18 protein-coding genes are annotated in these 20,551 nt (G+C 60.9%); 4 read left to right on the top strand and 14 right to left on the bottom strand.

Features of this window, described 5'->3' with window-relative positions; translation table 11 throughout:
* Positions 1–11: 11 nt before the first annotated feature.
* The 4 genes from FHW37_RS30080 to FHW37_RS30065 form a co-directional block, all read right to left on the bottom strand.
* The gene (locus FHW37_RS30080; protein ID WP_145643244.1) at positions 12–959 is read right to left on the bottom strand and encodes an ABC transporter permease; all 948 of its coding nucleotides are present in this window, start codon (positions 957–959) and stop codon (positions 12–14) included.
* Positions 956–1,897, bottom strand: coding sequence for an ABC transporter permease (locus FHW37_RS30075; protein WP_145643243.1), 942 nt, complete (start codon positions 1,895–1,897; stop codon positions 956–958). Before FHW37_RS30075 ends, FHW37_RS30080 begins: the two co-directional genes overlap by 4 nt.
* Positions 1,894–3,354: a sugar ABC transporter ATP-binding protein gene (locus tag FHW37_RS30070; protein WP_145643242.1), complete on the bottom strand. Its 1,461-nt coding sequence runs from the start codon at positions 3,352–3,354 to the stop codon at positions 1,894–1,896. Before FHW37_RS30070 ends, FHW37_RS30075 begins: the two co-directional genes overlap by 4 nt.
* Before the next feature lie 122 nt (positions 3,355–3,476).
* Positions 3,477–4,487, bottom strand: a complete 1,011-nt coding sequence (locus tag FHW37_RS30065; RefSeq protein WP_145643241.1) for an ABC transporter substrate-binding protein — start codon at positions 4,485–4,487, stop codon at positions 3,477–3,479.
* A 239-nt stretch (positions 4,488–4,726) separates the two neighbouring features.
* Between FHW37_RS30065 and FHW37_RS30060 the strand changes: the two genes are divergently transcribed.
* Complete coding sequence (locus FHW37_RS30060; RefSeq protein ID WP_145643240.1) at positions 4,727–5,965, top strand: GAF domain-containing sensor histidine kinase; 1,239 nt, start codon at positions 4,727–4,729, stop codon at positions 5,963–5,965.
* Positions 5,962–6,693 (top strand): response regulator transcription factor, encoded by a 732-nt coding sequence (locus FHW37_RS30055; protein WP_145643238.1) that lies wholly within the window; start codon positions 5,962–5,964, stop codon positions 6,691–6,693. The genes FHW37_RS30060 and FHW37_RS30055 overlap by 4 nt, the downstream gene beginning before the upstream one ends.
* Positions 6,694–6,796: 103 nt before the next feature.
* On the opposite strand, the gene FHW37_RS30050 is transcribed toward FHW37_RS30055, so the two are convergent.
* From FHW37_RS30050 to FHW37_RS30005, 10 genes are all read right to left on the bottom strand, one after another.
* Positions 6,797–8,323 (bottom strand): UxaA family hydrolase, encoded by a 1,527-nt coding sequence (locus FHW37_RS30050; RefSeq protein WP_145643236.1) that lies wholly within the window; start codon positions 8,321–8,323, stop codon positions 6,797–6,799.
* 2 nt (positions 8,324–8,325) lie between these two features.
* Positions 8,326–9,336 carry a zinc-binding alcohol dehydrogenase family protein gene (locus FHW37_RS30045; RefSeq protein ID WP_145643234.1) on the bottom strand — a complete coding sequence of 337 codons (1,011 nt, stop codon included), beginning with the start codon at positions 9,334–9,336 and terminating at the stop codon, positions 8,326–8,328.
* Positions 9,336–10,778 carry a mannitol dehydrogenase family protein gene (locus FHW37_RS30040; RefSeq protein ID WP_145643232.1) on the bottom strand — a complete coding sequence of 481 codons (1,443 nt, stop codon included), beginning with the start codon at positions 10,776–10,778 and terminating at the stop codon, positions 9,336–9,338. The genes FHW37_RS30045 and FHW37_RS30040 overlap by 1 nt, the downstream gene beginning before the upstream one ends.
* Positions 10,775–11,974 (bottom strand): mannonate dehydratase, encoded by a 1,200-nt coding sequence (gene uxuA / locus FHW37_RS30035; protein WP_145643230.1) that lies wholly within the window; start codon positions 11,972–11,974, stop codon positions 10,775–10,777. The genes FHW37_RS30040 and uxuA overlap by 4 nt, the downstream gene beginning before the upstream one ends.
* Before the next feature lie 18 nt (positions 11,975–11,992).
* Positions 11,993–13,042: an L-idonate 5-dehydrogenase gene (locus tag FHW37_RS30030; RefSeq protein ID WP_145643228.1), complete on the bottom strand. Its 1,050-nt coding sequence runs from the start codon at positions 13,040–13,042 to the stop codon at positions 11,993–11,995.
* A 63-nt stretch (positions 13,043–13,105) separates the two neighbouring features.
* Positions 13,106–14,512: a TRAP transporter large permease gene (locus FHW37_RS30025; RefSeq protein ID WP_145643226.1), complete on the bottom strand. Its 1,407-nt coding sequence runs from the start codon at positions 14,510–14,512 to the stop codon at positions 13,106–13,108.
* 3 nt (positions 14,513–14,515) lie between these two features.
* Positions 14,516–15,094 carry a TRAP transporter small permease gene (locus tag FHW37_RS30020; protein WP_145643224.1) on the bottom strand — a complete coding sequence of 193 codons (579 nt, stop codon included), beginning with the start codon at positions 15,092–15,094 and terminating at the stop codon, positions 14,516–14,518.
* Positions 15,095–15,167: 73 nt separating this feature from the next.
* Positions 15,168–16,142 carry a sialic acid TRAP transporter substrate-binding protein SiaP gene (locus FHW37_RS30015; protein ID WP_145643222.1) on the bottom strand — a complete coding sequence of 325 codons (975 nt, stop codon included), beginning with the start codon at positions 16,140–16,142 and terminating at the stop codon, positions 15,168–15,170.
* Between the two features lie 62 nt (positions 16,143–16,204).
* Entirely contained in the window at positions 16,205–16,918 is a 714-nt protein-coding gene (locus FHW37_RS30010; protein WP_145643220.1) for a FadR/GntR family transcriptional regulator, read from the bottom strand.
* A gap of 70 nt (positions 16,919–16,988) precedes the next feature.
* Complete coding sequence (locus FHW37_RS30005; RefSeq protein ID WP_145643218.1) at positions 16,989–18,074, bottom strand: Ldh family oxidoreductase; 1,086 nt, start codon at positions 18,072–18,074, stop codon at positions 16,989–16,991.
* Between the two features lie 118 nt (positions 18,075–18,192).
* Between FHW37_RS30005 and FHW37_RS30000 the strand changes: the two genes are divergently transcribed.
* Together FHW37_RS30000 and FHW37_RS29995 are read left to right on the top strand one after the other, a co-directional pair.
* The gene (locus FHW37_RS30000; protein WP_145643216.1) at positions 18,193–19,209 is read left to right on the top strand and encodes a GntR family transcriptional regulator; all 1,017 of its coding nucleotides are present in this window, start codon (positions 18,193–18,195) and stop codon (positions 19,207–19,209) included.
* A gap of 30 nt (positions 19,210–19,239) precedes the next feature.
* Complete coding sequence (locus FHW37_RS29995; protein WP_145643214.1) at positions 19,240–20,358, top strand: mandelate racemase/muconate lactonizing enzyme family protein; 1,119 nt, start codon at positions 19,240–19,242, stop codon at positions 20,356–20,358.
* The last annotated feature ends 193 nt before the right edge of the window (positions 20,359–20,551 follow it).

Raw genomic sequence — 20,551 nt, 5'->3', positions numbered from 1 at the left:
GATTATGTCCGTTATCGAAGGGATTGTCTGCCGCCGGCAAGCAGAATGACGGCGATGATGATGAGGCCGGTGAGGATGAGGCGGAAACCGGCGCCGAAGCCGTATGTGTTCAGCATCGATACGACGAGGAACATGAAGAGCGACGCACCCCATATGCCGGGAATGTTGGAATTGCCGCCTGCGACCGCCGTGCCGCCAATCACGACGACGGCAATCGACATCAGCAGGTATTCCGAGCCCATGTTGAGCGCCGCGCCGCCGGAAAAGCTCGCAAGCAGGTAACCGCAGACGGAAGCGAGGACGGCGCAGAGCATGTAGGTGACAAGGCGCGTGCCATCGACCGGAATGCCGGCCATGCGGGCGGCAAAGGTGCTCTGGCCGATTGCCGATATCCAGCGGCCATAGATCGATTTTTCCAGCATCAGCCATGCGAGACCGGAGAGCACGAGCGCGACCAGTGCCACATTGGGAATGCCGAACAGGCCCGATGTTGCAAACTCCGCCAGGGTTTCCGGCGGCTTGATGCGCAGGCCGCGATTGCTCCAGATTGCCACGGACTGGACGATGAAACTCATCGACAAGGTTGCGATGATCGGCGGAATCCGCAGGAGCTTGATGAGGATATAATTGCCGATCCCGATGATCAGGCCGATGGCGATCGAGGCGAGCAGCCCGACAAGGATCATGCCGTCCTGCACATCCATCAGCTTCAGCGCCAGCGTACCGGAAAGTGTCATGGTGGCGGGCACAGATAGATCGATATTGCCCGGCCCGAGCGTGATGACGAACATCTGGCCGATGCCGACTATGACGGAGAAGGCTGCGAAGGTGAGCGCTGCCTGGGAAAGGCCGAACGAGCTTGCACCGCCGGTGAAGAGCACGGTGGTAATCCACACGATGATCGTCGCGGCAAAGGACCAGATCCAGGGCTTTTCGACGAATTGACGGCGCAGGTTCATTGGCTTTTCTCCCGCTTTTCGAGGCGGTTCAGGGCAAGCCGGAGTGCCAGCACGACGATCAGGATCGCGCCTTGAGCGCCGATCTGCCAGTCGGGCGAGATGCGCATGAAGGACAGGAAGGAGCCGGCAAGTGTCAGTGTCAGAGCGCCGATCACGGCGCCGATCGGCGAAACCTTGCCGCCCACGAATTCGCCGCCCCCGAGGATGACGCCGGCAATCGAAAGCAGCGTATAGCGCAATGCGATATTGGCATCGGCGGAGGTGGTAAGCCCGACAAGGGCGATGCCGGAAAGGATGGCGAAAAAGCCCGCCAGAGCGTAGGTCGCGGCGCGCAAGCCCAGCACCGACCAGCCGGCCCGCTCGACCGAACGATTGTTGCCGCCGACACCACGCATCAAAACGCCGAAGGAAGAGCGCATGACGATGTAATGGGTCACAGCCGCAATGACGATGCTTGCGACGATCGCCATCGGAACGAGAGGCGGTTTGGCAGTCATGACCCATCGCGCCCATGTCGGCGCCGTGCCGCCGGGCGAGGGCAGGATAAGGACGGCAAGCCCGCCCCAGACGAAGCTCATGCCGAGTGTCACGACGATCGAGGGCAGTTCGCGCATATGGATGACGACGCCGATCGCCGCATAGGCAAGGATCGCGCCGATGAAGATCAGAACGCCAAGCACGGGCGATGTCTGAAGCACGGTTGCGGCGACGCAGGCGCAGAAGCTGACGAATGTGCCCATCGACAGGTCGAGATCGTTGACGGACATGATCAGCATCTGCGCGATCGTCGCAAGCGCGATCGGCACCGCCAGATTGAAGAGGAGATTGAGCCCCGTATAGCTCATGGCGCGCGGCTGCATGTAGAAGACTGCTGCGAGCAGCAGGGCAAGCGACGCCGCTGGAATGATCAGGCGGATGGTGCCGGAAGATATCTTCATGCTGCCGCTCCTTCGCTGAACGAGGCGGCCAGCACGTTCTTTTCGGTAATGTCCTCACCCACCAGTTCCGCCACGATTGCGCCTTCACGGAAGACATAGACGCGGTCGCACAGGCGGATTTCGTCCATCTCGGTCGAGTACCAGATGAAGGTCCGGCCGCTTGCGGCTTCGGAGCGCAGGATCTCGTAGACTTCCTGCTTGGTGCCGATATCGACGCCGCGCATCGGATCGTCCATCAGGACGATGCTGGCAGTGGTGGCGAGTGCACGGGCAAAAAGCACTTTCTGCTGGTTGCCGCCTGAAAGCGACAGGATGCGGTTGCCCATATCCGGCGTGCGGATCTCGATGCGCTTTTTCCAGCTTTCTCCGAGTGCCTGTTCCCGTCCGTCATCGATCATCTTTCGCGACGAAAGCTGGCCGAGCGAGGCGATGGAGAGGTTTTTGAGAATGCTCCAGAGCGGAAATGTGCCGTTCAGGCTGCGGTCACCGGCAACGAAGGCGATTTCCTTGGCCGCGGTCGGCCACCAATTGCTGTTTCGACCCAGATAAAGATCGAGCAGCGCCTCGGTCTGGCCATGTCCACCCAGTCCTGCAAGCCCGATCAGCTCACCGCGATGGGCTTCGAAGGCAAGGCCATGCCCGCGACGCGGCGGCATGGAAAGCGCCGGTGTTCCGGTCTTGCGGGTCGTCTTGCGGGAAAACTCCTGTTCACGCACCACATTGCCCATCGCTTCCACGAGGCTGTGGGTGTTGAAATCACCGGCAGCCCGATCGGCAACCACGCGACCGTCCTTCATCACCACGATACGGCTGGAGGTGGACAGGATTTCTCCCAGAATATGCGAAATCAGCAGAACCGAGCCGCCTTCGGTTACGAATTTTCGAATATAGGCCATCAGCTGGGCTGCAAGGCCTGCATCGAGCGAGGAGGTCGGCTCGTCCAGGATGACGAGCTTCGGCTTTTTGTCCGTGCCGGCAAAGCTGATGGCGATCTCGACCATCTGTCGTTCAGCGATGGAGAGATCGTCGATCGTGCTGTCGCAATCGATCGCATGGCCGGGAAAGATCTCCTGAAGCTGTGTCTTGACGAGCGACAATGCGCGGCTGCGCCAGTTCCAACCCTTCAGGTCTGCATGCATGATCCGGGCGTTTTCATTCACCGTCAGGTTGGGACAAAGCGACAGCTCCTGAAAGACGCAGCGCACGCCGTTGGCGCGGGCAGCTGAGATGCCGCGTTCGTCACGGCCGCCATAGGTGAGCGAGCCTTCATGCGGCGTCAGTCCGCCGTTGATGACGTTGACGATGGTCGATTTGCCGGCACCGTTATGACCGACGAGACCGACGCATTCGCCGGCATGGATGACAAGATCGGCGCCATCGAGCGCCTTGACTGCGCCGAATGTTATCCTGACGCCGCGCGCAGCGACGACTTCTTCTCGCTTCAAGATTTGCGTCATCGGGACCGTTATAGATTGCCTGCCTGAAATCATGGCTCCGGATCGTGGCGGGGCGCGAAGGGATTAGTTACGCTCCGCCACGCGGGAGGTGCCGTCGTGTGCGCATGCCTTTCGGCATGAGGTTACTTGGCGGCGGAAATCACCTTCTGGGCGTCTTCGAGCGAATATTCGACATTCGCCACGCCACCCTTCTGGGTGTTCTTCAGGTTCTCCTCGAGATTGTCCTGGTCGATCCGCAGGAAGGGAACGACGAGGTCCTTCTTGACGTCCTTGCCATCGAGGATCTGCTGGGCGACCCAGAAGGCGAGCGTCGAGACGCCGGGCGCGATCGACACGGACATGGTCTCGTATTTGTCCTTGTCCTTCTGTTGCTTCCACCAGACGAGCTCGTCCTCACGGTTGCCCATGACGATGGTCGGCGTCGGACGCTTGGCCGCGGCAAAGGCCTGGGCTGCACCATAACCGTCGCCGCCCTGGGTCACCACGGCTGCGATTTCCGGCAGGCTTGGCAGGATGCCGGCGACGGCGCGCTGGGCGACGTCCTGTGCCCAGTCGCCGTTGACGGAACCGACAACCTTGAACTGCGGGTATTTCGCAACGCCTGCCTGGATGCCGGCATGGATCTGGTCATCGACGGAAACGCCAGCAAGGCCACGGATTTCCAGGAGATTGCCACCCTTCGGCAGTTTCTTGGAAAGATATTCGATCTGGCTTTCGCCCATTGCCTTGAAGTCGACGGCGATGCGCCATGCGCAGGGTTCGGTCACGATGCCGTCAAAAGAGACAACGGTGATGCCGGCATCGCAGGCTTCCTTGATCGCGCCGTTCAGCGCAGTCGGCGAAGCGGCATTGATGACGATTGCATCATAACCCTGCAGGATCATGTTCTGGATCTGGGCGGCCTGTTCGGTCGCCTGGTTTTCAGCCGTCGTGAACGGATCGGCGGCGGCTACGATCTTCTTGGAGACCGTGTCCTTGGTAATCTTGTCCCAGCTGGTCAGCATCGCCTGACGCCAGGAATTGCCGGCATAGTTGTTGGACAGCGCGATCTTCTTCGATGCGGTATCGGCAAGTGCAGTGCCGCCAAGGCACGCGACGGCAACGGATGCCGCGAGCATCATTCTGATAGTCATTGGTTTCCTCCCAAAAATCTCCCTTTACCTCCGGGCCGCTCCTCAACGGTGATCTGGAGATAATGATTGCCCTGAGCCCCTCTTGCTCAGTAAATCGAGAATGGAGGAGAATTTTTACCTTGTACAGGCGCATACGAGCACGCCCTTTGCGGGCGTCCGTCTAAGATCTGCGGGTTCCCGCAAGACAAGCTTCAAAAGCTGGCGCTTAAATGGGGGAAGACCTGGGAGGAGGTCCAGACATGCTCGATCTGGCGCGTGATTCGCTGTTCGACCGCTATCTCGGTATTTCGAGACTGTTGGCCGGCCAGCTGGATTTCAACTCGATCATCAAGGCCGTGGCGGACGAGATCAGCCACATCATTCCGCACGACCATCTCGATGTCTGCATCAAGATGGTGCATGGCAAATATCATATCGCTTACGAAAGCGGGCTCGAAACGGCCTGGAGCAAACAGCCACCGGCTCTTTTGAGCGGCAGTCCGATCCGTACGCTTCTGGCCGGCGAGGTCGATTATCTGCTGGCGGCGGATGCCTGCAGCGATCCGCGCTTTCATTTCGACGGCGCATTTTCCAGCCCTATCATCGAACTCTCCCTGCGCAGCCGCCTGCACGTTCCATTGAAGGCGCAAGGCGACGTGATCGGTGCGTTGAGTTGTTCGTCGCGGCAACACGGTTGCTATGACATGGAGGATGTCGAGAAGGCGCGCGCTGTGGCCGATCTTCTGGCACCTTATTTCTTTGCCCTCAGGGCTGCGGAACAGGCAAAGCATTCTGCGGTGATCGAGACGGAGGCACGGGCGCGCGAAGAGGGGTTGCGCCTCGGTGCGTTGAAATTGACGGAGGCGCTGGAAGCCGAGCGCCAGCGCATCGGCATGGATCTGCACGACCAAACGTTGGCCGACCTGACACGCCTGACCCGCCGGATTGAACGGCTGACCGATCAAGACACAATCCAAGGCGATGCGTTGGAACCGTTTTGCCGAGCCTTGCAGCAATGCATGCACGACCTGCGTCAGATAATCGAGGAGGCGAAACCCACGGTGCTGCAGCTTTTCGGCGTGGCCGAAGCGATCGAAAATCATTTAGAGCGCTCAGTGCGCGAAGGTGGGCTGTCGCTGCGCTGGCGGGTGGTGGATTTCGCAGGCGAGACGCTTGCCGATCTCGATCGAACCGTTGCGACTGCGCTGTTCCGTATCATTCAGGAGGCGGTCAATAACGCCATCCGCCACGGGCAACCGGATATGGTGACAGTGACGTTAAAGGCCGACGAAAACGCGGTCTCCTTCGAAGTCAGCGATGATGGAGGCGGGTTGGTGTCGTCCAATGATCTATCAGGCCGCGGCATCGACAATATGAAGACTCGGGCAAGGCTGATCTCTGCGCGATTGGAGATCGCGGCAAATCCCGGCGGCCAGGGAACAATGGTGAAGGTAACGCTACCATTGAAACATGCTTTGAAGACGGAGGCCGCGAAATGAGAGTGCTGATCGTCGAGGACGATGCGCTGCATCGCTCTTATCTGAATGAAGCGGTGCGTTCGGCCCTCCCTGAATGCGATGATGTCATGGAGAGCGAAGACGGCCGGCTGGGTGAGATCGAGGCGCGAAAGTCGCGTGCCGAATTCGTGGTGATGGACTTACAGATGAGAGAGCGGAACGGCATAGAGGCCGCCCGCACCATCTGGCGGGAAAGACCGGATACAAAAATACTATTCTGGTCCAACTATTCCGACGAGGCCTATGTGCGGGGTGTTTCGCGTATCGTTCCGGAAGGCGCGACGTATGGGTATGTGCTCAAATCCACATCTGAAGAACGACTGAAACTCGCTTTGCGCAGTGTCTTTCTGGAGTCGCAATGCGTGATCGACCGCGAGGTCCGCGGCATCCAGCAGAAAGGCATGGGGTCAGCGCACGGGCTGACCGATGGCGAGTACGAGATCCTGGTCGATGTTGCGCTTGGTCTTACGGATAAGACGATTGCAAACCGGAAAAAGCTGTCGCTTCGTACCGTGCAGAACCGCCTCCAGCAGCTCTATGAAAAACTCGACATCTACAAGGAAACCGGCGACGACGAGAGCCGGTACAATCTTCGCACCCGCGCAGTCGCTGTCGCCTTGATGCGGCGCCTGCTCAATGCAAGTGCTGTAGAGCGAGCCGAACGCGAGCTGCAAAATGATTGGACGAGCCAGGAATTTCAGGGTCCGTAATCAATCTGTCAAAAGCTGAAACGCTCCAAGGGGAGGGACCGTTTCGACCACAGTACAAGGGGAAAGGCGCGTTTTCCCGCGCCTTTCCCGTATCCGCATATGCTCACATCAGCGCGCCGATCTGCCACGGAACGAATTCGTTGCGGCCGTAACCGAGCGCTTCGGATTTCGACGGTTTTCCCGACGAGACGGCGAGGATGGTTTCAAAGATCTCGCGGCCCTTTTCCTCCAGCGTCACGCCATCGATGATGTCGCCGCAATTGATGTCCATGTCCTCGGTCATCTGGGCGTAAAGCTGGCTGTTGGTCGCGAGCTTGATCGAGGGCACCGGCTTGCAGCCATAGGCGGAGCCGCGACCGGTGGTGAAACAGAGAACATTGGCGCCGCCCGCCACCTGACCGGTTGCCGCCACTGGATCGTAGCCGGGCGTGTCCATATAGACAAAGCCCTTGCGGTCGATACGTTCGGCATAACGGTAGACGCCGCGCAAGGTGGAATTGCCGCCCTTGGCGACGGCGCCCAGCGATTTTTCGAGAATGGTGGTCAGTCCGCCCGCCTTGTTGCCGGGCGACGGGTTGTTGTTCATCTCGCCACCGTTGCGCTGCGTATATTCTTCCCACCAGTGGATCAGATCGACGATCTTCTGGCCGACTTCGATGCTTTCCGCCCTGCGCGTCAGAAGGTGTTCGGCGCCATAGATTTCCGGCGTCTCGGACAGGATCGCGGTGCCGCCTTGGCGTACGAGCATGTCGGCGGCCACGCCGAGCGCCGGGTTGGCAGTGAGGCCCGAATAACCGTCCGAACCGCCGCATTGCAGCGCAAGCGTCAGTTCGGACGCTGAAATCGGCTCACGGATAGAGCGGGCGACGAAGGGCAGCATTTCCTTGATGCGGGCAACGCCGGCCTCGACGGCCTTACGGGTGCCACCGATCTCCTGGATCGTCAGCGACTGGAAGTGATCGCCCTCAGCAATCTTGTACGTGTCCTTCATCCGCGGGATCTGAAAAACCTCGCAGCCGAGGCCAATCAACAGGGTGGCGGCGAAATTCGGGTGGCTGGCGTAACCCCATTGGGTGCGCGAGAGCACATCGAAGGCCTCACCCTTACCGGCCATGCCGCAGCCCTGGCCATGCGGAAGGGGAACAACGCCGTCGATGCCTGGATAGTCGTTGAGAATGCCCGAGCGGTTGATCTCGTCGGCGACATAATCGACGACGGTGGCGGAACAGTTCACGGAAGACAGGATGCCGATATAATTGCGCGTGCCGGCGCGACCGTCTGCACGGCGAAAACCGTCGAAGAAGGCGGGCGTCTCGTTCGGCAGAAGCGCATCGGGAGGGCCGGCTTCGGACGCAAAGGCGTAGTCGCGTTCGAAATCCTCGCCCATGGTGACGTTCTTTTCGTGTACCCAGTCGCCGGGCTGGATGTCGCTCGAGGCAAAGCCGATCACCTGGCCGAACTTGCGGATCGGCTCGCCTTTGGCGATGACGCGGCTTGCGACCTTGTGGCCGCGCGGCACGCGGGTGGCGGTGACGATATCGTTCTCCACCGCACTGCCCGTCGGCAGGTCTGCGATTGCGACGACTATATTGTCCAATGTGTTCAGGCGAAGTGTTTTCTTCACTGTCATGGTCATATCTCCAAAATCGCCTTGATGACGCCGGCCTCCGGGCGAACCCATTGCGGGAAAAGTTCGACACCGTCTTCGAGGCGGCCGCGATGGGTGTTGAGTGCACGGGTCGGGACGCGGCCGGCCTCGATCTGCCGCACGACCTCTGCAAAATCATCGGGCTGGGCATTGCGGCTGGCGATCAGCGTCGCCTCGCGCTTGTGGAATTCCGGGTCGGAGAAGGTGATGTCCTGCCGAACCACGGAGAGAAGAACGTAACGCGCGCCATGGGCAAGGAAGTTGAAGCCGCGCTGCATCGGGATGGCATTGCCGGTCGCATCGACGACAACATCGTACCAGTCGTCGCCCGTCTGGCGCGCGGCCTCGGCTTCGGCCTGATCATTGGCAAAAATGGTCGTATCGGCACCGAGCCGGTCGACGGCGAAGGCAAGCCGGTCTTCGCGCGTATCCATGACGGTCACATGCGCGCCGCGGGCCTTGGCAAAAATGATCGCCGACATGCCGATCGGACCTGAGCCGGTGACCAGAACGCGATCCTCGGCGGCAATATTGCCGCGCTTCACACCATGCGCGCCGATCGCCAGAAACTCGATCATCGCGGCGTCTTCGAGCGGAATATTGCCGGTCGGCACGACGTTCTTTTCGGGCACGGAAACATATTCCGCCATGCCGCCATCACAATGGACGCCGAGTACCTGAATGTTGCGGCAGGCGTTGGTCAGTCCGCGCCGGCAGGCCTGGCAGGTGCCGCAGGAAAGATAAGGCACGATATAGACCGGATCGCCCTTTTTGAGCGCGCTTCCGGTCGGCGCCTGCTCGACGGTGCCTGAAAGCTCGTGTCCCATCACCCGCGGATATTCGAGAAACGGATGCTTGCCGGCAAAGATATGAAAATCGGTGCCGCAGATGCCGACATGGCGGATACGGACCAGAACCTCGCCTTCGGCCCGGACCGGTTCCGGGCGCGAGACGACCGTCAGGCGGCCCGGTTCGTTGCAAAGAAGCGCCTTCATCAAATTCTCCCATTGCCGGCCGGGGCACCGGCTTTCGGCAACCATTGTTGCAGCTCGTTATTGACGCGATCGCGCCAGGCCCTGGCGGCAATCAGTTCGGCCGGAAACAGGCCTTCGATGGCAAAGAAGCTGGCCGAAGCATCAGCCGGATCGATCTGCCGCGCCGCTTCCAGCAGTTCCGGCTTGCGCGGATCGTCGCAATCCATCCTCGTCACCAGGGCCGCCATCCATAGTGCGACGACATGGGCGAATTCCTCGGCATTGCCGCCTTTCGCCAACGTTTCGACTGCTGGCGAAAAGATCCGCTGCGGCAGTTTCTGGCTACTATCCATGGCGATCTGGATCGTTTTATGGGCAATCCGCGGATTGGCGAAACGTTCGATCAGCTGGCGTTTGTAGTGTGCTAGATCGATGCCCTGCACCGGATCGAGCGTCTTTTCCGCCGCCAGCATATGCCGCTCGACCTCGGCGACCAGAGCCGGCACTGTCATGACGTCGCGAACGTATTCGAGACCATTCAACAGCCCGAGATGGGCGATCAGCGTATGGGAGCCATTGAGAAGCCGAAGCTTCATCTTCTCATAGGGCTCGACATTTTTGGCAAATACCGCGCCGCCCGCCTCCCATGCCGGACGGCCGGAGACGAAATCGTCCTCGATCACCCATTGCATGAAAGGCTCGGTCTCGATCGCCAGCGCATCCTCGACACCGAGCAGGTCTTTCGCCGTCTGCCGGGTTTTTTCGGTTGCTGCGGGGACGATGCGGTCCACCATGCTGCAGGGGAAGGCACCGTTTTCGGCGATCCAGCGAACAAGCTCGGGATCGCGCCGCTCGGCCATTTCAAGCACGAGACGGCGCAGCACGCGGCCGTTTGCGGGAAGGTTGTCGCAGCTCAGCACGGTATAGGGGGAAACGCCACGCGCATGCCGCAACGCCAGACCTTCGACGATGAAACCGACAGCACCGGTCGGTGCCTGCGGGTTGAGGAGGTCGGCGGCGATGGCCGGGTGGGCGGTGTCGAGACCGCCGGTCGAAGGGTTGAGGCCATAAGCCTTTTCCGAGACCGTCAGCGTGACGATTTTGATCTGCGGATCGGCGAGATAGGCGAGAACCTGCTCACGGTTTTCGGCAGCGCAGATCCAGTCGATCGTGACGCCGATCACCTCGGCTCTGTCTTCGGCGATTTCGCCGACAATGACGGAATAAAGCCCGTCCTGGGCTGCGAGCGCCTTGACCGGATCGGGCGAGCGCAGATTGACGGCGACGATGCCCCAATCGCCGAATTTTTCTGCAAGGGCGCGCTGGGTATAGACGGCCTGATGGGCGCGATGGAAGGCGCCGAGGCCGAAATGCACGATGCCAGGGCCGAGCTTTTCGCGGTCATAGGCAGGGGTGGCGACCGTTTCGGGCAGGTGCGTATGGGAGGAAAGACGCTGGGTCATCCGTTCAGCCCGAAGCTGGGATGGAGAAGGGTGCGCTCGATGCCGCGCAGTTCCGCCAGCCCCTTGAGGCGGCCGATCGCCGGATAACCGGGCTGCGCGCCACGCGTCAGGTCGTCGAGGATTTCCTGGCCATGGTCGGGGCGCATGGCGATGCGGTGATCTTCGCGGCCCTCGTCGCGGCGGCGCTTCTCTTCCTTCAGAAGGGCTGCAAGTACGGCAACCATGTCCGTGCCGCCTTCCAGATGTTCGTCCTCGAAGAAGGAGCAGGGCAGGCTGTCGGTATCGCGGGTGACATTGCGCAGATGGACGAAGTGGATGCGGTCGGCAAACCGTTCGGCGATCTTCGGCAGGTCGTTGTCGGCACGGGCGCCGAGCGAGCCGGTGCAGAGTGTCACGCCATTGGCGCGGCTATCGACCTTGGAAAGCATGTGCGCGTAATCGGCTTCGGTCGAAAGAATGCGCGGCAGGCCGAGCAGGGGCCAGGGCGGATCGTCGCCATGAGCGCAGATATTGATGCCGACCTCTTCGGCGACCGGCACGACTTCGGACAGGAAATCGACGAGATTGGCCTGCAGCCGCGTCCGGTCTGTGCCCTCATAGGAACGCAGTTTTTCCAGGAGCTGCGGGAGCGTGTAACCATCCGCAGAACCGGGAAGACCGGCGCCGATATTGCGGCCGAGCGCGGCGATCTTGGCATCCGGCATGCTCGAAAAACGCCGGGCGGCACCTTCGATCAGGTCGTGCGGATAATCATTGGCGGCGTTCGGGCGCTGCAGGATATGAATATCGAAGGCGACGAAATCAATGAGGTCGAAGCGCATGGCTTTAGCGCCATGCCGGGTTTCCCAGCGCAGATCGGTGCGCGTCCAGTCGAGAACCGGCATGAAATTGTAGCAGACGGTCTTGATGCCGCAGCTCGACAGGCGGCGCAGGGTTTCCTGCCAGGCGGCCACATGATCCCGCCAGTTGCCCGTCTGGGTCTTGATGTTTTCCGAAACCGGCACGCTTTCGACGACATCCCAGTAAAGCCCGCCGGCCTTGATTTCGTCCTGCCGCTTGCGGATTTCGTCCAGCGGCCAGACGTCTCCGGTCGGGACATGATGCAGCGCGCTGACGATCCCTTCGGCGCCGGCTTGGGCTGCGTCGCGCACGGTCACCTTGTCGACCGGGCCGAACCACCGCCATGTATGTTTCATAAAGACTCTCCAATCCTGTCAGTTCGTATCGCCGAAGGTGATCTGCACCTTGCAGGCAAGCGACCGGTCTCCGGCCTGCTCGAAGGCTTCGACGGCCTGGTCGAGCGGAAATTCGTGCGAAATGATCGGCCGCACATCGATTTTGCGGCGCGAGATGAGATCGACGGCGATGGCGAATTCGGCGTGGAAACGTTGCGAACCGCGCCAGGTGATTTCCTTGCCGACCAGTGCATTGAGCGGAAAGCTCATGTCGCCTGTGACGCCGACCTGAATGATCGTGCCGCGCGGACGGACCGTGGCGAAGGCCGAACGCAAGGCCGGTGCCGCGGCAGAGCAATCGAAGACCACATCGAAATAGCCCTTGCCGGCCTCGTATCGGGCAAGGCTGGCGGCGTCGGTTGCAACATTGATGGTCGCAGCGGCGCCCATGGCCGGTGCCCGCGCGAGGGCCGCATCGGCAAGATCGGTGGCGACGATTTCGGCGGCGCCTGCGTGTTTTGCGGCGGCAATGGTCAGAAGGCCGATCGGGCCGGTGCCGGTGACCAGCACTTTTGCGCCGGTCAGGTCGCCTGCCTGCGAAACGGCATGCAGGCAGACGGCGAGCGGTTCAGAGCAGGCGGCTTCCGCCGGGCTGATATTCTCGCCGACGGCAAAGCACTGGATGGCGGGCACGGTCAGCCAGTCGCGGAACATGCCCTGTTCGTGCGGCAGGCGCATGGCGCTGCCCATGAAGCGCATGTTGAGGCAATGGATCGGCTGGCCGATGCTGCAATATTCGCAGGTTCCGCACGGCTGGGACGGGTTGATGGCGACGAGCGCGCCGGGTGTGAGCCCTGTTACATCAGGACCGACAGCCTCGACAAAACCGGAAGCCTCATGGCCGGAGATGATCGGTTCGCGAACCCGCACCGGGCCAAAACCGCCATCCTGATAATAATGCAGGTCGGAGCCGCATATCCCGCCGGCGGCCATGCGCAAAAGCACTTCGCCAGAGCCAGGTGGTGGGCAATCCTGTGTCTCGATCCGCAAATCCTGCTTTGCGTGTAGGCGGACGATCCGGGTCAGCATGGTTCGAACTTTCCATATGTTTGAAAAGGCCGCGCGAAAAAGTCTCGCGCGGCCGGATTGCGATTAGCGGATCAGGCCCATTTCCATCGGCAGCCAGAGCGTGATCATCGGGATGAAGGTGATCAGGATGAGGGCGACGAAGAGCGGCACCAGCCAGGGCAGGATGGCGATCGTCGTCCGTTCGACCGAAAGCTTTGCGACGCGCGAAAGTACGAACAGCACCATGCCGAGCGGTGGATGCAGAAGCCCGATCATCAGGTTCAGCGTCATGATCAGGCCGAAATGCACCGGATCGATATGGAACTGCAGCACCAGCGGCAGCAGGATCGGCACGAGGATGGTGATCGCCGCGATCGTGTCGAGGAAGCAGCCGACGAACAGCATCAGCAGATTGACCAGGATGAGGAAAACCCACTTGCTGTCGGTGATCGACAGGATCGCCGTCGAGAGCAGCTGCGCCGTCTGGCTGACCGTCAGGAGCCAGGCGAAGACTGAGGCCGAAGCAACGATGAAGAGCACTGAAGCGGTAGTTTCCACCGTGTCGAGCGTCGCTTTCGCCAGCGTCTTGAAGGTCATGGTGCGGTAGCGCACGAGGCCAAGAAACAGCGACCAGAGCACGGCTGCGACCGCCGCTTCCGTCGGTGTGAACCAGCCCATCGTCATGCCGCCGATCAGGATGACCGGTGTCATCAGCGCCATCACGGCCGAGAAGTTGAAATACCAGTCGCAGGCTAGCAGAACCGCAAGCCCGATCAGGATTGCAAAATTCAGGGACAGACCGAGCAGCATCAGAAGATAGATGCCGAGCGGCACCATCATCACCACGATGACTTCCAGCGAGGCGCCAAAAATCATCTTGAGGCTGAACGGCGTGTCGGAACCCCAGCGCTTCACCCAGGCGAAGACGGCAACCGTGATCATCATCAGGACCGTCATGACGACGCCCGGAAGGATGCCGGCCATGAACAGCGCGCCGATCGAGACATTGGCCATCATGCCGTAGATGACGAAGGGTAGGGATGGTGGGAAAATGGGCCCGAGCGTTGCGGAAGCGGCAGTGACGCCGACGGCCGCTTCGATCGGATAACCGTGATCCTTCATCGCCTTGATCTCGATCGTGCCGATGCCGGCGGCATCGGCAAGGGCCGTGCCGGACATGCCGGAAAACACGACCGAACCGATGATGTTGACCTGCGCTAGGCCGCCCTTCATCCAACCGACAAGGGCGACGGCGAAGGAATAGATGCGGCCTGTGACGCCGGCAATGTTCATCAGGTTGCCGGCCAGAATGAAGAAGGGCACGGCGAGAAGCGGAAAACTCTCGACGCCGGCGATCAGGCGCTGCGCGACGATAATGTCGGGGGCTACGCCGTAAAAGACGATGTAGAGGACGGAGGACGTGGCCATGGAAATGGCGACGGGCAGGCCGATGACCATCAGGCCGAGAAAGGAACCGATCAGAAGCAGCATGATTTAATCCCCGGCGCTCTGGAATTCTTCCGGCCGTTCGAGCACGGAATAACCCCGCCGCATGTTGGCGACGAAAACCTGAATGGACCGCAGGAACATCAGGACGAAGGCGATCAGCACAGAATAGAAAACGATGCTGCGCGGCAGATCGACCGTGACCATTTCTTCGCCGGAGACGATGTCCATGTAACGCCACATCAGCCAGGACCCGTAGGCAAAGAAGGCGATGCGGATAAGATCGACGAGCGTCGCCATGACGCGCGTCACCCTGGCCGGCAGATAATGGTAAAGCACATCCACCTGGATATGGCGCGACGTGCGCACGCACATGACGGCACCGAGAAAGACGACGCCGATCAGGCAGTTGACGGCGATCTCTTCCGTCCAGGCATAGCTGTTGTTGAGAATGTAGCGGGTGAAGAACTGCAGGAAGACACAGCCCGTCATCAGCCAGAACAGGGCGACGGTGATCCAGTCTTCGAAGGCGTAGACCGAAAGATCCACGTCGGCGGGGGCTTCATCGAATGTGTGGGCAAGTTCTTCCGGCGTCACCGGTGTATGGGCTTCCTGTGCAGTGGACATGGGCGTTCCCGTCTTGAGAGCTGGGTGGGGCGCGGCCCTTCGGCCACGCCCTGCGGGTATCAGGCGTGCCGCGTCACTTGATGGCGCGGATCGCTTCCCAGTCGGCCTTTTCGTAACCGAAGTCCTCGAACTTGACCTTTTCCAGCACGTTCTTCTCGAAGTCGGCCTTGTCGATCTCGGCGACGTTGACGCCCTTCTTCTTGAACTCGTCGACCAGCGCCTTTTCGCGATCTTCGATGATCTTCGTGGTTCGGGCTGCAGCTTCCTGCATCACGTCGCGGAAGATCTGCTTGTCCTCGTCGGACAGGCTCGCCCAGCGGCTCTTGGAAACGACCGTGTTCAGGTGGTCGACGATATGTGCGGTCAGAACGATGTTCTTCTGCACTTCGAAGAATTTCTTCGCCTCGATCGTCGTCAGCGGGTTTTCCTGGGCATCGACGGTGCCGTTCTGCAGGGCGAGATAGACTTCCGCGAATGCGATCGGCGTCGTGTTGGCGCCGCAGGCGCGCGGCATGGCGAGATAGGCCGGTACGTCCGGAACGCGCATCTTCACGCCATTGAGGTCCGAGCATTTCGTGATCGGCTTGTTCGACGTTGTCTGGCGGGTGCCGTAATAGCTGACCGCGGTGATGACGTTGCCGGTCTTGTCCTCATACCCCTTGGCGAGGCGCTTGAAGACGTCGCTCTTGGTATAGGCAATCAGGTGTTCCGGATTACGGAAGATATAGGGGAAATAGGTAACGCCGATCGGCTTGAAGTCGCGGGCCGCGAAGCTTGAGCCGGAAATGATGATATCGACCGTGCCGAGTTTCAGGCCCTGGTTGATATCGGCTTCCTTGCCAAGCTGCGAGGCAGGAAACACGTCGATCTTGTAGCGGCCATTGGTGCGCTTGGCGATCTCCTGAGCGGCCCAGAGAGATTCCGTGTGGAACGGCTCGGATGTCTCATAGACATGCGCCCATTTCAGGGTGGTTTCCGCATGTGCGGCAAGGGCGGTGACCATGCTGATGGCCGCTGCGCCCAAGAGTGCTGTCAATCTGAACTTCATATTCTCCTCCCGAAAGAATGTCAGATGATGGGTCTTAACCCTCGGCCCGGCGGGCCTTGGGCTCAGTCTTCTCTTGTCGGCTCCTCCCCGAAGCTTTCCGAGAATCTCTGCTGCGACTGCGTCAGGTGATGACGCATCGCCTCGCGGGCGCCGGCCGGGTCTCCAGTCCGGATGGCGTCGCGAATGGCCTTGTGTTCCTCGACGGCGAGCCGCCAGGTGTGTGGTCCTTCGAAATGGCTGGCGAGCTTTTCGAAATAGGGCGACATGCGGCTGTCGTAGATGATGCCTGTGAAGCGGTTGAGCGCGCCGTTGCCGATCATGTCGGTGATCGCCGTGTGAAAGGCGCGGTCCCAGAATAGCGCCTGGGACGCGTCCTCGACCGAGGCTTCCATCCGCTCCAGCGTCTCGTTGAGACGGGCAATTCCATCCGGCGTGATCCGCCTTGCTGCCTCTTCGGCAATCGCGCCTTCGATCAGGCAGCGCGCCTGCAGGATTTCGAAGGGGCTTTCGCTGTCGTCATGGGGCAGCACCTTTGCCGGAAACGCGGGTTTGCCGGTGACATAAACGCCGGATCCGACGCGGATCTGGATACGTCCTTCGACTTCCAGAACGATGAGCGCTTCTCGTACCGTCGGTCGTGACACGCCGAAGCGTTCGGCGAGTTCCCGTTCACTGGGAAGCCGCTCACCGACGGCAATGCCGCCAGCGTCGATAAGCGCACGTATTTCTTCCGCGACCTGCCGGTAAAGGCGGCGCGGTTCCAGTGCCACGAACATGAAATCCTCCCCGCGCCAGTTTCCCTCCCAGACGCGAATGTTGTCAGGTTGTCTTACCAATTTTGGTAAGTCAAGGGTTAATTTCCTGAGCAAGCGGCGGCAATTGCAAATCGTAGGTTGCGGCGAGTTCTGCGAAGGCTGACAAGGTGACGGGATCGACCACGACGCCCAACTCTTCACGCTTTGCAGCAACCTGCCATTCCCGGTCGCCAGGCGCCATGACCTTGCAGCCTTCGCGCGGCTGCGAGGTCCGCAGTACTTCGAGATACCGGTTCATGCCGGCATCGAAAGTCGACCGATCGCCGAATGCTTCCGGCGCGATTGCCAGAACGAAGGCGCCGAGACCGCGCGGCGTGGAAAAGTCCTTGCCCATCATCGGGGCGAGATCGAAGCTCAGCCGCATGCCGGTCAGGACCGCACTCAGGATTTCCGAAAGGCCGGCAAGCCCGGCGCCCTTGAAACCGAATTCTGCCCCAAGCGGCGCCAGCATCTCGGCAATCGTTGCATCATTCGTATTGTGGCCGCTCGCATCGGAGGCGACGGCGTCGGGCAGGGGCGCACCGGTGCTGCGGTAGAGCATCACCCGATTGAACGGAATTGCGCTGGTCGCCATGTCGAGCAGCCAGGGGTTCTGGCCGGGAACGGGCACGGCGGCCGCGATCGGATTGGTGCCGTGAAACCGGGTTGCGCCGTCATGCAGGCGCACAAAGCTGTCGGAATTGCAGAAGGCGAGGCCGATCATGCCCCGCCGTGCGGCTTCGATGGCAAAGGCACCGGCCGGGCCGAAATGCGACGTGTTGCGGATGCCGACAGCACCGATGCCGAACTTTCCTGCAAGCATGATGGCGCGGTCCATGGCGGTGTAGGCGCCGAGCGCGCCTTGCGCATTGTCGGCATCAAGCGTCTCGACGGCACCGAAGCCGTGGACTTTGGCCAGTTTCGGTGCCTTGTTCAGCCTTCCGCCCTCCAGTGCCCGGACATAATGCGGCAACAGCCGGATGCCGTGGCTGTCCACGCCATGGCGGGTGCCATGCATCATCGCCCGCGTCGTTGCATCCGCGGTCGCGTCATCCGCACCGCAGGCCTTCAACACGTTTCGGCAGAAGGCGTCCAGTCCGGCAAGCGCGACGCTGGTATTCGTGGCCAATTCCGACATTCTCCTCCCCAGGCGCTATAATGTCTTGTGTGCACACTAGACATTATCCTTGAGGAGTGCAATCCATGGGGAGAGGAGATTTTTCGAATTGTCGTCACCGGAGCCCAGGGACCAGGCCATGAATTCCCCGACACCGCGAGCCGTCGGCCTGTCGCCAAAACTCTACCGACGCGCTTTCGAGGTTCTGGCGGAGGAGATCGTTTCGGGTGCGGTGTCGGCCGGCACGCATCTGGCTGAAACCGCCATCGCCCAGCGTTTCGGCATCAGCCGTGCTCCGGCACGCCAGGCTTTGTCCGAGCTTGAGCGGGAAGGTTTTGTTCGCAAATCGCAGACGCGGGGATATGAGGTCCTGCCACTGTCGGGCCGTCCTCCCGAGCCGGATCATCAGCCCCCCAGTATTTCCGCCTTGGCAGCCGACCGGATCCAGTTCCAGCCGAGCTGGGAGCTGATCTATGGGGAAATCGAGATCGAACTCGTTTCGCGTACCTCGCTGGCGAGCTGGCGCATCAACGAGGCGGCGCTGGCCAAGGCCTATCATGTCAGCCGCACCGTGGCGCGCGATGTCGTGGCGCGGTTGCAGCAGCGTGGCATCGTGCGCAAGGACGACAGCGGCCGATGGTATGCGCCGGCGCTGACCGAAAAACATATCGGCGAGCTCTACGAGCTGCGCTGGGCGCTGGAACCGCTGGCGCTGGAAAAGGCGTTTCCGCGCCTGCCGCCCGATCTGCTCGGTCGTCTGCTTCAAAATGTCGAGGCATCGATGGTCTCAGGTGCCGAAATCGATGCGGGTCGCCTGGATGCGCTCGAACAGGAACTGCATGTCGAACTGCTCGGCCATTGCGATCATCAGGCCCTGATGCAGGCAATCAGCCTGCCGCAGGCGCTGCTGGTGGCGCATCATTTTCTCTATCAGGGCACGTCGGAACTGTTCGAGACGGAGCCGTTTCTGCCCGAACATCTCGACGTGCTGCAGCGCTTGTCGAGCGGTGACGTCACGTCCGCCAAGACGGCGCTCGTGCGGCATCTGCAGGTCTCGCGCGAACGGGCGATGCTGCGCATCCGCGCCGTCGCCAGCACCATGTCGCCGCGGGATCTGCCTTATCTGGAACGTCTGGATCCGATCAGGCCCGACTGAATTTTTGGAAAAATGGGGAGGAGCCCAGCCATGAAAATCAAATCCGTCGAACCCTTCATCCTGCATTTGCCGCTGACCTCGGATTCCATTTCGGATTCGACCCACAGCATCACCCATTGGGGCGTGGTCGGCACGATCATCACCACGACGGATGGCCTGAAGGGTTACGGCTTCACCGGCACGCATTCGCATCTCGCCTCCGACCGGCTGATCACAGTCTGTATCCGCGATTGTTATGCGGAGCTCCTGATCGGCGAGGACGCTTCGGATCATGCGCGGCTCTGGACAAAACTCGCCCGCCATCCGGCCCTGCAATGGGTCGGGCGCGCCGGCATTACCCAGCTTGCGCTTGCCGCAGTCGATGTGGCGCTATGGGATCTCGCCGCCAAGAGGGCGGGCGTGCCGCTCTGGGCGCATCTCGGCGGTGCCCGGACGGACAGGCTCGAAGCCTATAATACCGATATCGGCTGGCTCTCCTTTTCACTCGATGCGCTGCTCGCCGGCTCGGTCAAGGCTGTCGAAGAGGACGGCTTTACCCGGCTCAAGATCAAGGTCGGCCATGACGATCCGAATGCCGATGTGCGGCGGCTGGAAGCGGTGCGCAAAAGGCTGGGCGCCGATGTCAGGATCGCCATCGACGGCAATGGCAAATGGGACCTGCCGACCTGCCAGCGTTTTTGCGAACGCGCCCGAGATCTCGATATCTACTGGTTCGAGGAGCCGCTCTGGTACGACGATGTCGGCAGCCATGCGACGCTTGCCCGCAGCACGTCGATGCCGATCGCGCTCGGCGAACAGCTTTACAGCGTCGACGCGTTTCGCGCGTTCATCTCGGCCGGTGCCGTTCATTATGTCCAACCCGATGTCACCCGCCTTGGCGGCGTGACCGAATATATTCAGGTGGCTGATCTGGCGCTGGCGCACCGGCTACCGGTCGTGCCGCATGCCGGCGAGATGAGCCAAGTGCATGTGCAGCTGAGCTACTGGCATCCGGCTTCGACCATTCTGGAATATATTCCCTGGATCAAGGACCATTTCGAGGAGCCCGCCAATGTTGAAGGCGGCGTGTTTCGGCGACCGCAGCAGCCGGGCGCCAGCACGACGATCCTGTCGAAGAGCTTTGAGCGTTACAGCAAAAGCCTGAGCTGACGGTACGGAAAGGGCGAGGCCGCTCGCGTTAGCTATGAGGGCGGCAGTCCATTCTCGGATATCGGGATTGCTTAAGTCGCGCCAACTCATTGGAGTGGGTGATATCGAGTGACGCTTAGTTCGGTTGCCACTAAGGGGTGAGAGATCTGCAAGCCCATATGCATTTAGGCTTCCGCAAGCAAAACTCCGAATG

Source organism: Neorhizobium alkalisoli (assembly GCF_007829835.1).
GTDB lineage: Bacteria > Pseudomonadota > Alphaproteobacteria > Rhizobiales > Rhizobiaceae > Neorhizobium.
Note: the sequence above shows the minus strand (reverse complement) of the source record. Positions and strands in the feature narration are given on the sequence as shown.

Coding starts and splice junctions, on each gene's coding strand:
- FHW37_RS30080 (WP_145643244.1), bottom strand. CDS start 959: ATGAACCTGCGCCGTCAATTCGTCGAAAAGCCCTGGATCTGGTCCTTT.
- FHW37_RS30075 (WP_145643243.1), bottom strand. CDS start 1,897: ATGAAGATATCTTCCGGCACCATCCGCCTGATCATTCCAGCGGCGTCG.
- FHW37_RS30070 (WP_145643242.1), bottom strand. CDS start 3,354: ATGACGCAAATCTTGAAGCGAGAAGAAGTCGTCGCTGCGCGCGGCGTC.
- FHW37_RS30065 (WP_145643241.1), bottom strand. CDS start 4,487: ATGACTATCAGAATGATGCTCGCGGCATCCGTTGCCGTCGCGTGCCTT.
- FHW37_RS30060 (WP_145643240.1), top strand. CDS start 4,727: ATGCTCGATCTGGCGCGTGATTCGCTGTTCGACCGCTATCTCGGTATT.
- FHW37_RS30055 (WP_145643238.1), top strand. CDS start 5,962: ATGAGAGTGCTGATCGTCGAGGACGATGCGCTGCATCGCTCTTATCTG.
- FHW37_RS30050 (WP_145643236.1), bottom strand. CDS start 8,323: ATGACAGTGAAGAAAACACTTCGCCTGAACACATTGGACAATATAGTC.
- FHW37_RS30045 (WP_145643234.1), bottom strand. CDS start 9,336: ATGAAGGCGCTTCTTTGCAACGAACCGGGCCGCCTGACGGTCGTCTCG.
- FHW37_RS30040 (WP_145643232.1), bottom strand. CDS start 10,778: ATGACCCAGCGTCTTTCCTCCCATACGCACCTGCCCGAAACGGTCGCC.
- uxuA (WP_145643230.1), bottom strand. CDS start 11,974: ATGAAACATACATGGCGGTGGTTCGGCCCGGTCGACAAGGTGACCGTG.
- FHW37_RS30030 (WP_145643228.1), bottom strand. CDS start 13,042: ATGCTGACCCGGATCGTCCGCCTACACGCAAAGCAGGATTTGCGGATC.
- FHW37_RS30025 (WP_145643226.1), bottom strand. CDS start 14,512: ATGCTGCTTCTGATCGGTTCCTTTCTCGGCCTGATGGTCATCGGCCTG.
- FHW37_RS30020 (WP_145643224.1), bottom strand. CDS start 15,094: ATGTCCACTGCACAGGAAGCCCATACACCGGTGACGCCGGAAGAACTT.
- FHW37_RS30015 (WP_145643222.1), bottom strand. CDS start 16,142: ATGAAGTTCAGATTGACAGCACTCTTGGGCGCAGCGGCCATCAGCATG.
- FHW37_RS30010 (WP_145643220.1), bottom strand. CDS start 16,918: ATGTTCGTGGCACTGGAACCGCGCCGCCTTTACCGGCAGGTCGCGGAA.
- FHW37_RS30005 (WP_145643218.1), bottom strand. CDS start 18,074: ATGTCGGAATTGGCCACGAATACCAGCGTCGCGCTTGCCGGACTGGAC.
- FHW37_RS30000 (WP_145643216.1), top strand. CDS start 18,193: ATGAATTCCCCGACACCGCGAGCCGTCGGCCTGTCGCCAAAACTCTAC.
- FHW37_RS29995 (WP_145643214.1), top strand. CDS start 19,240: ATGAAAATCAAATCCGTCGAACCCTTCATCCTGCATTTGCCGCTGACC.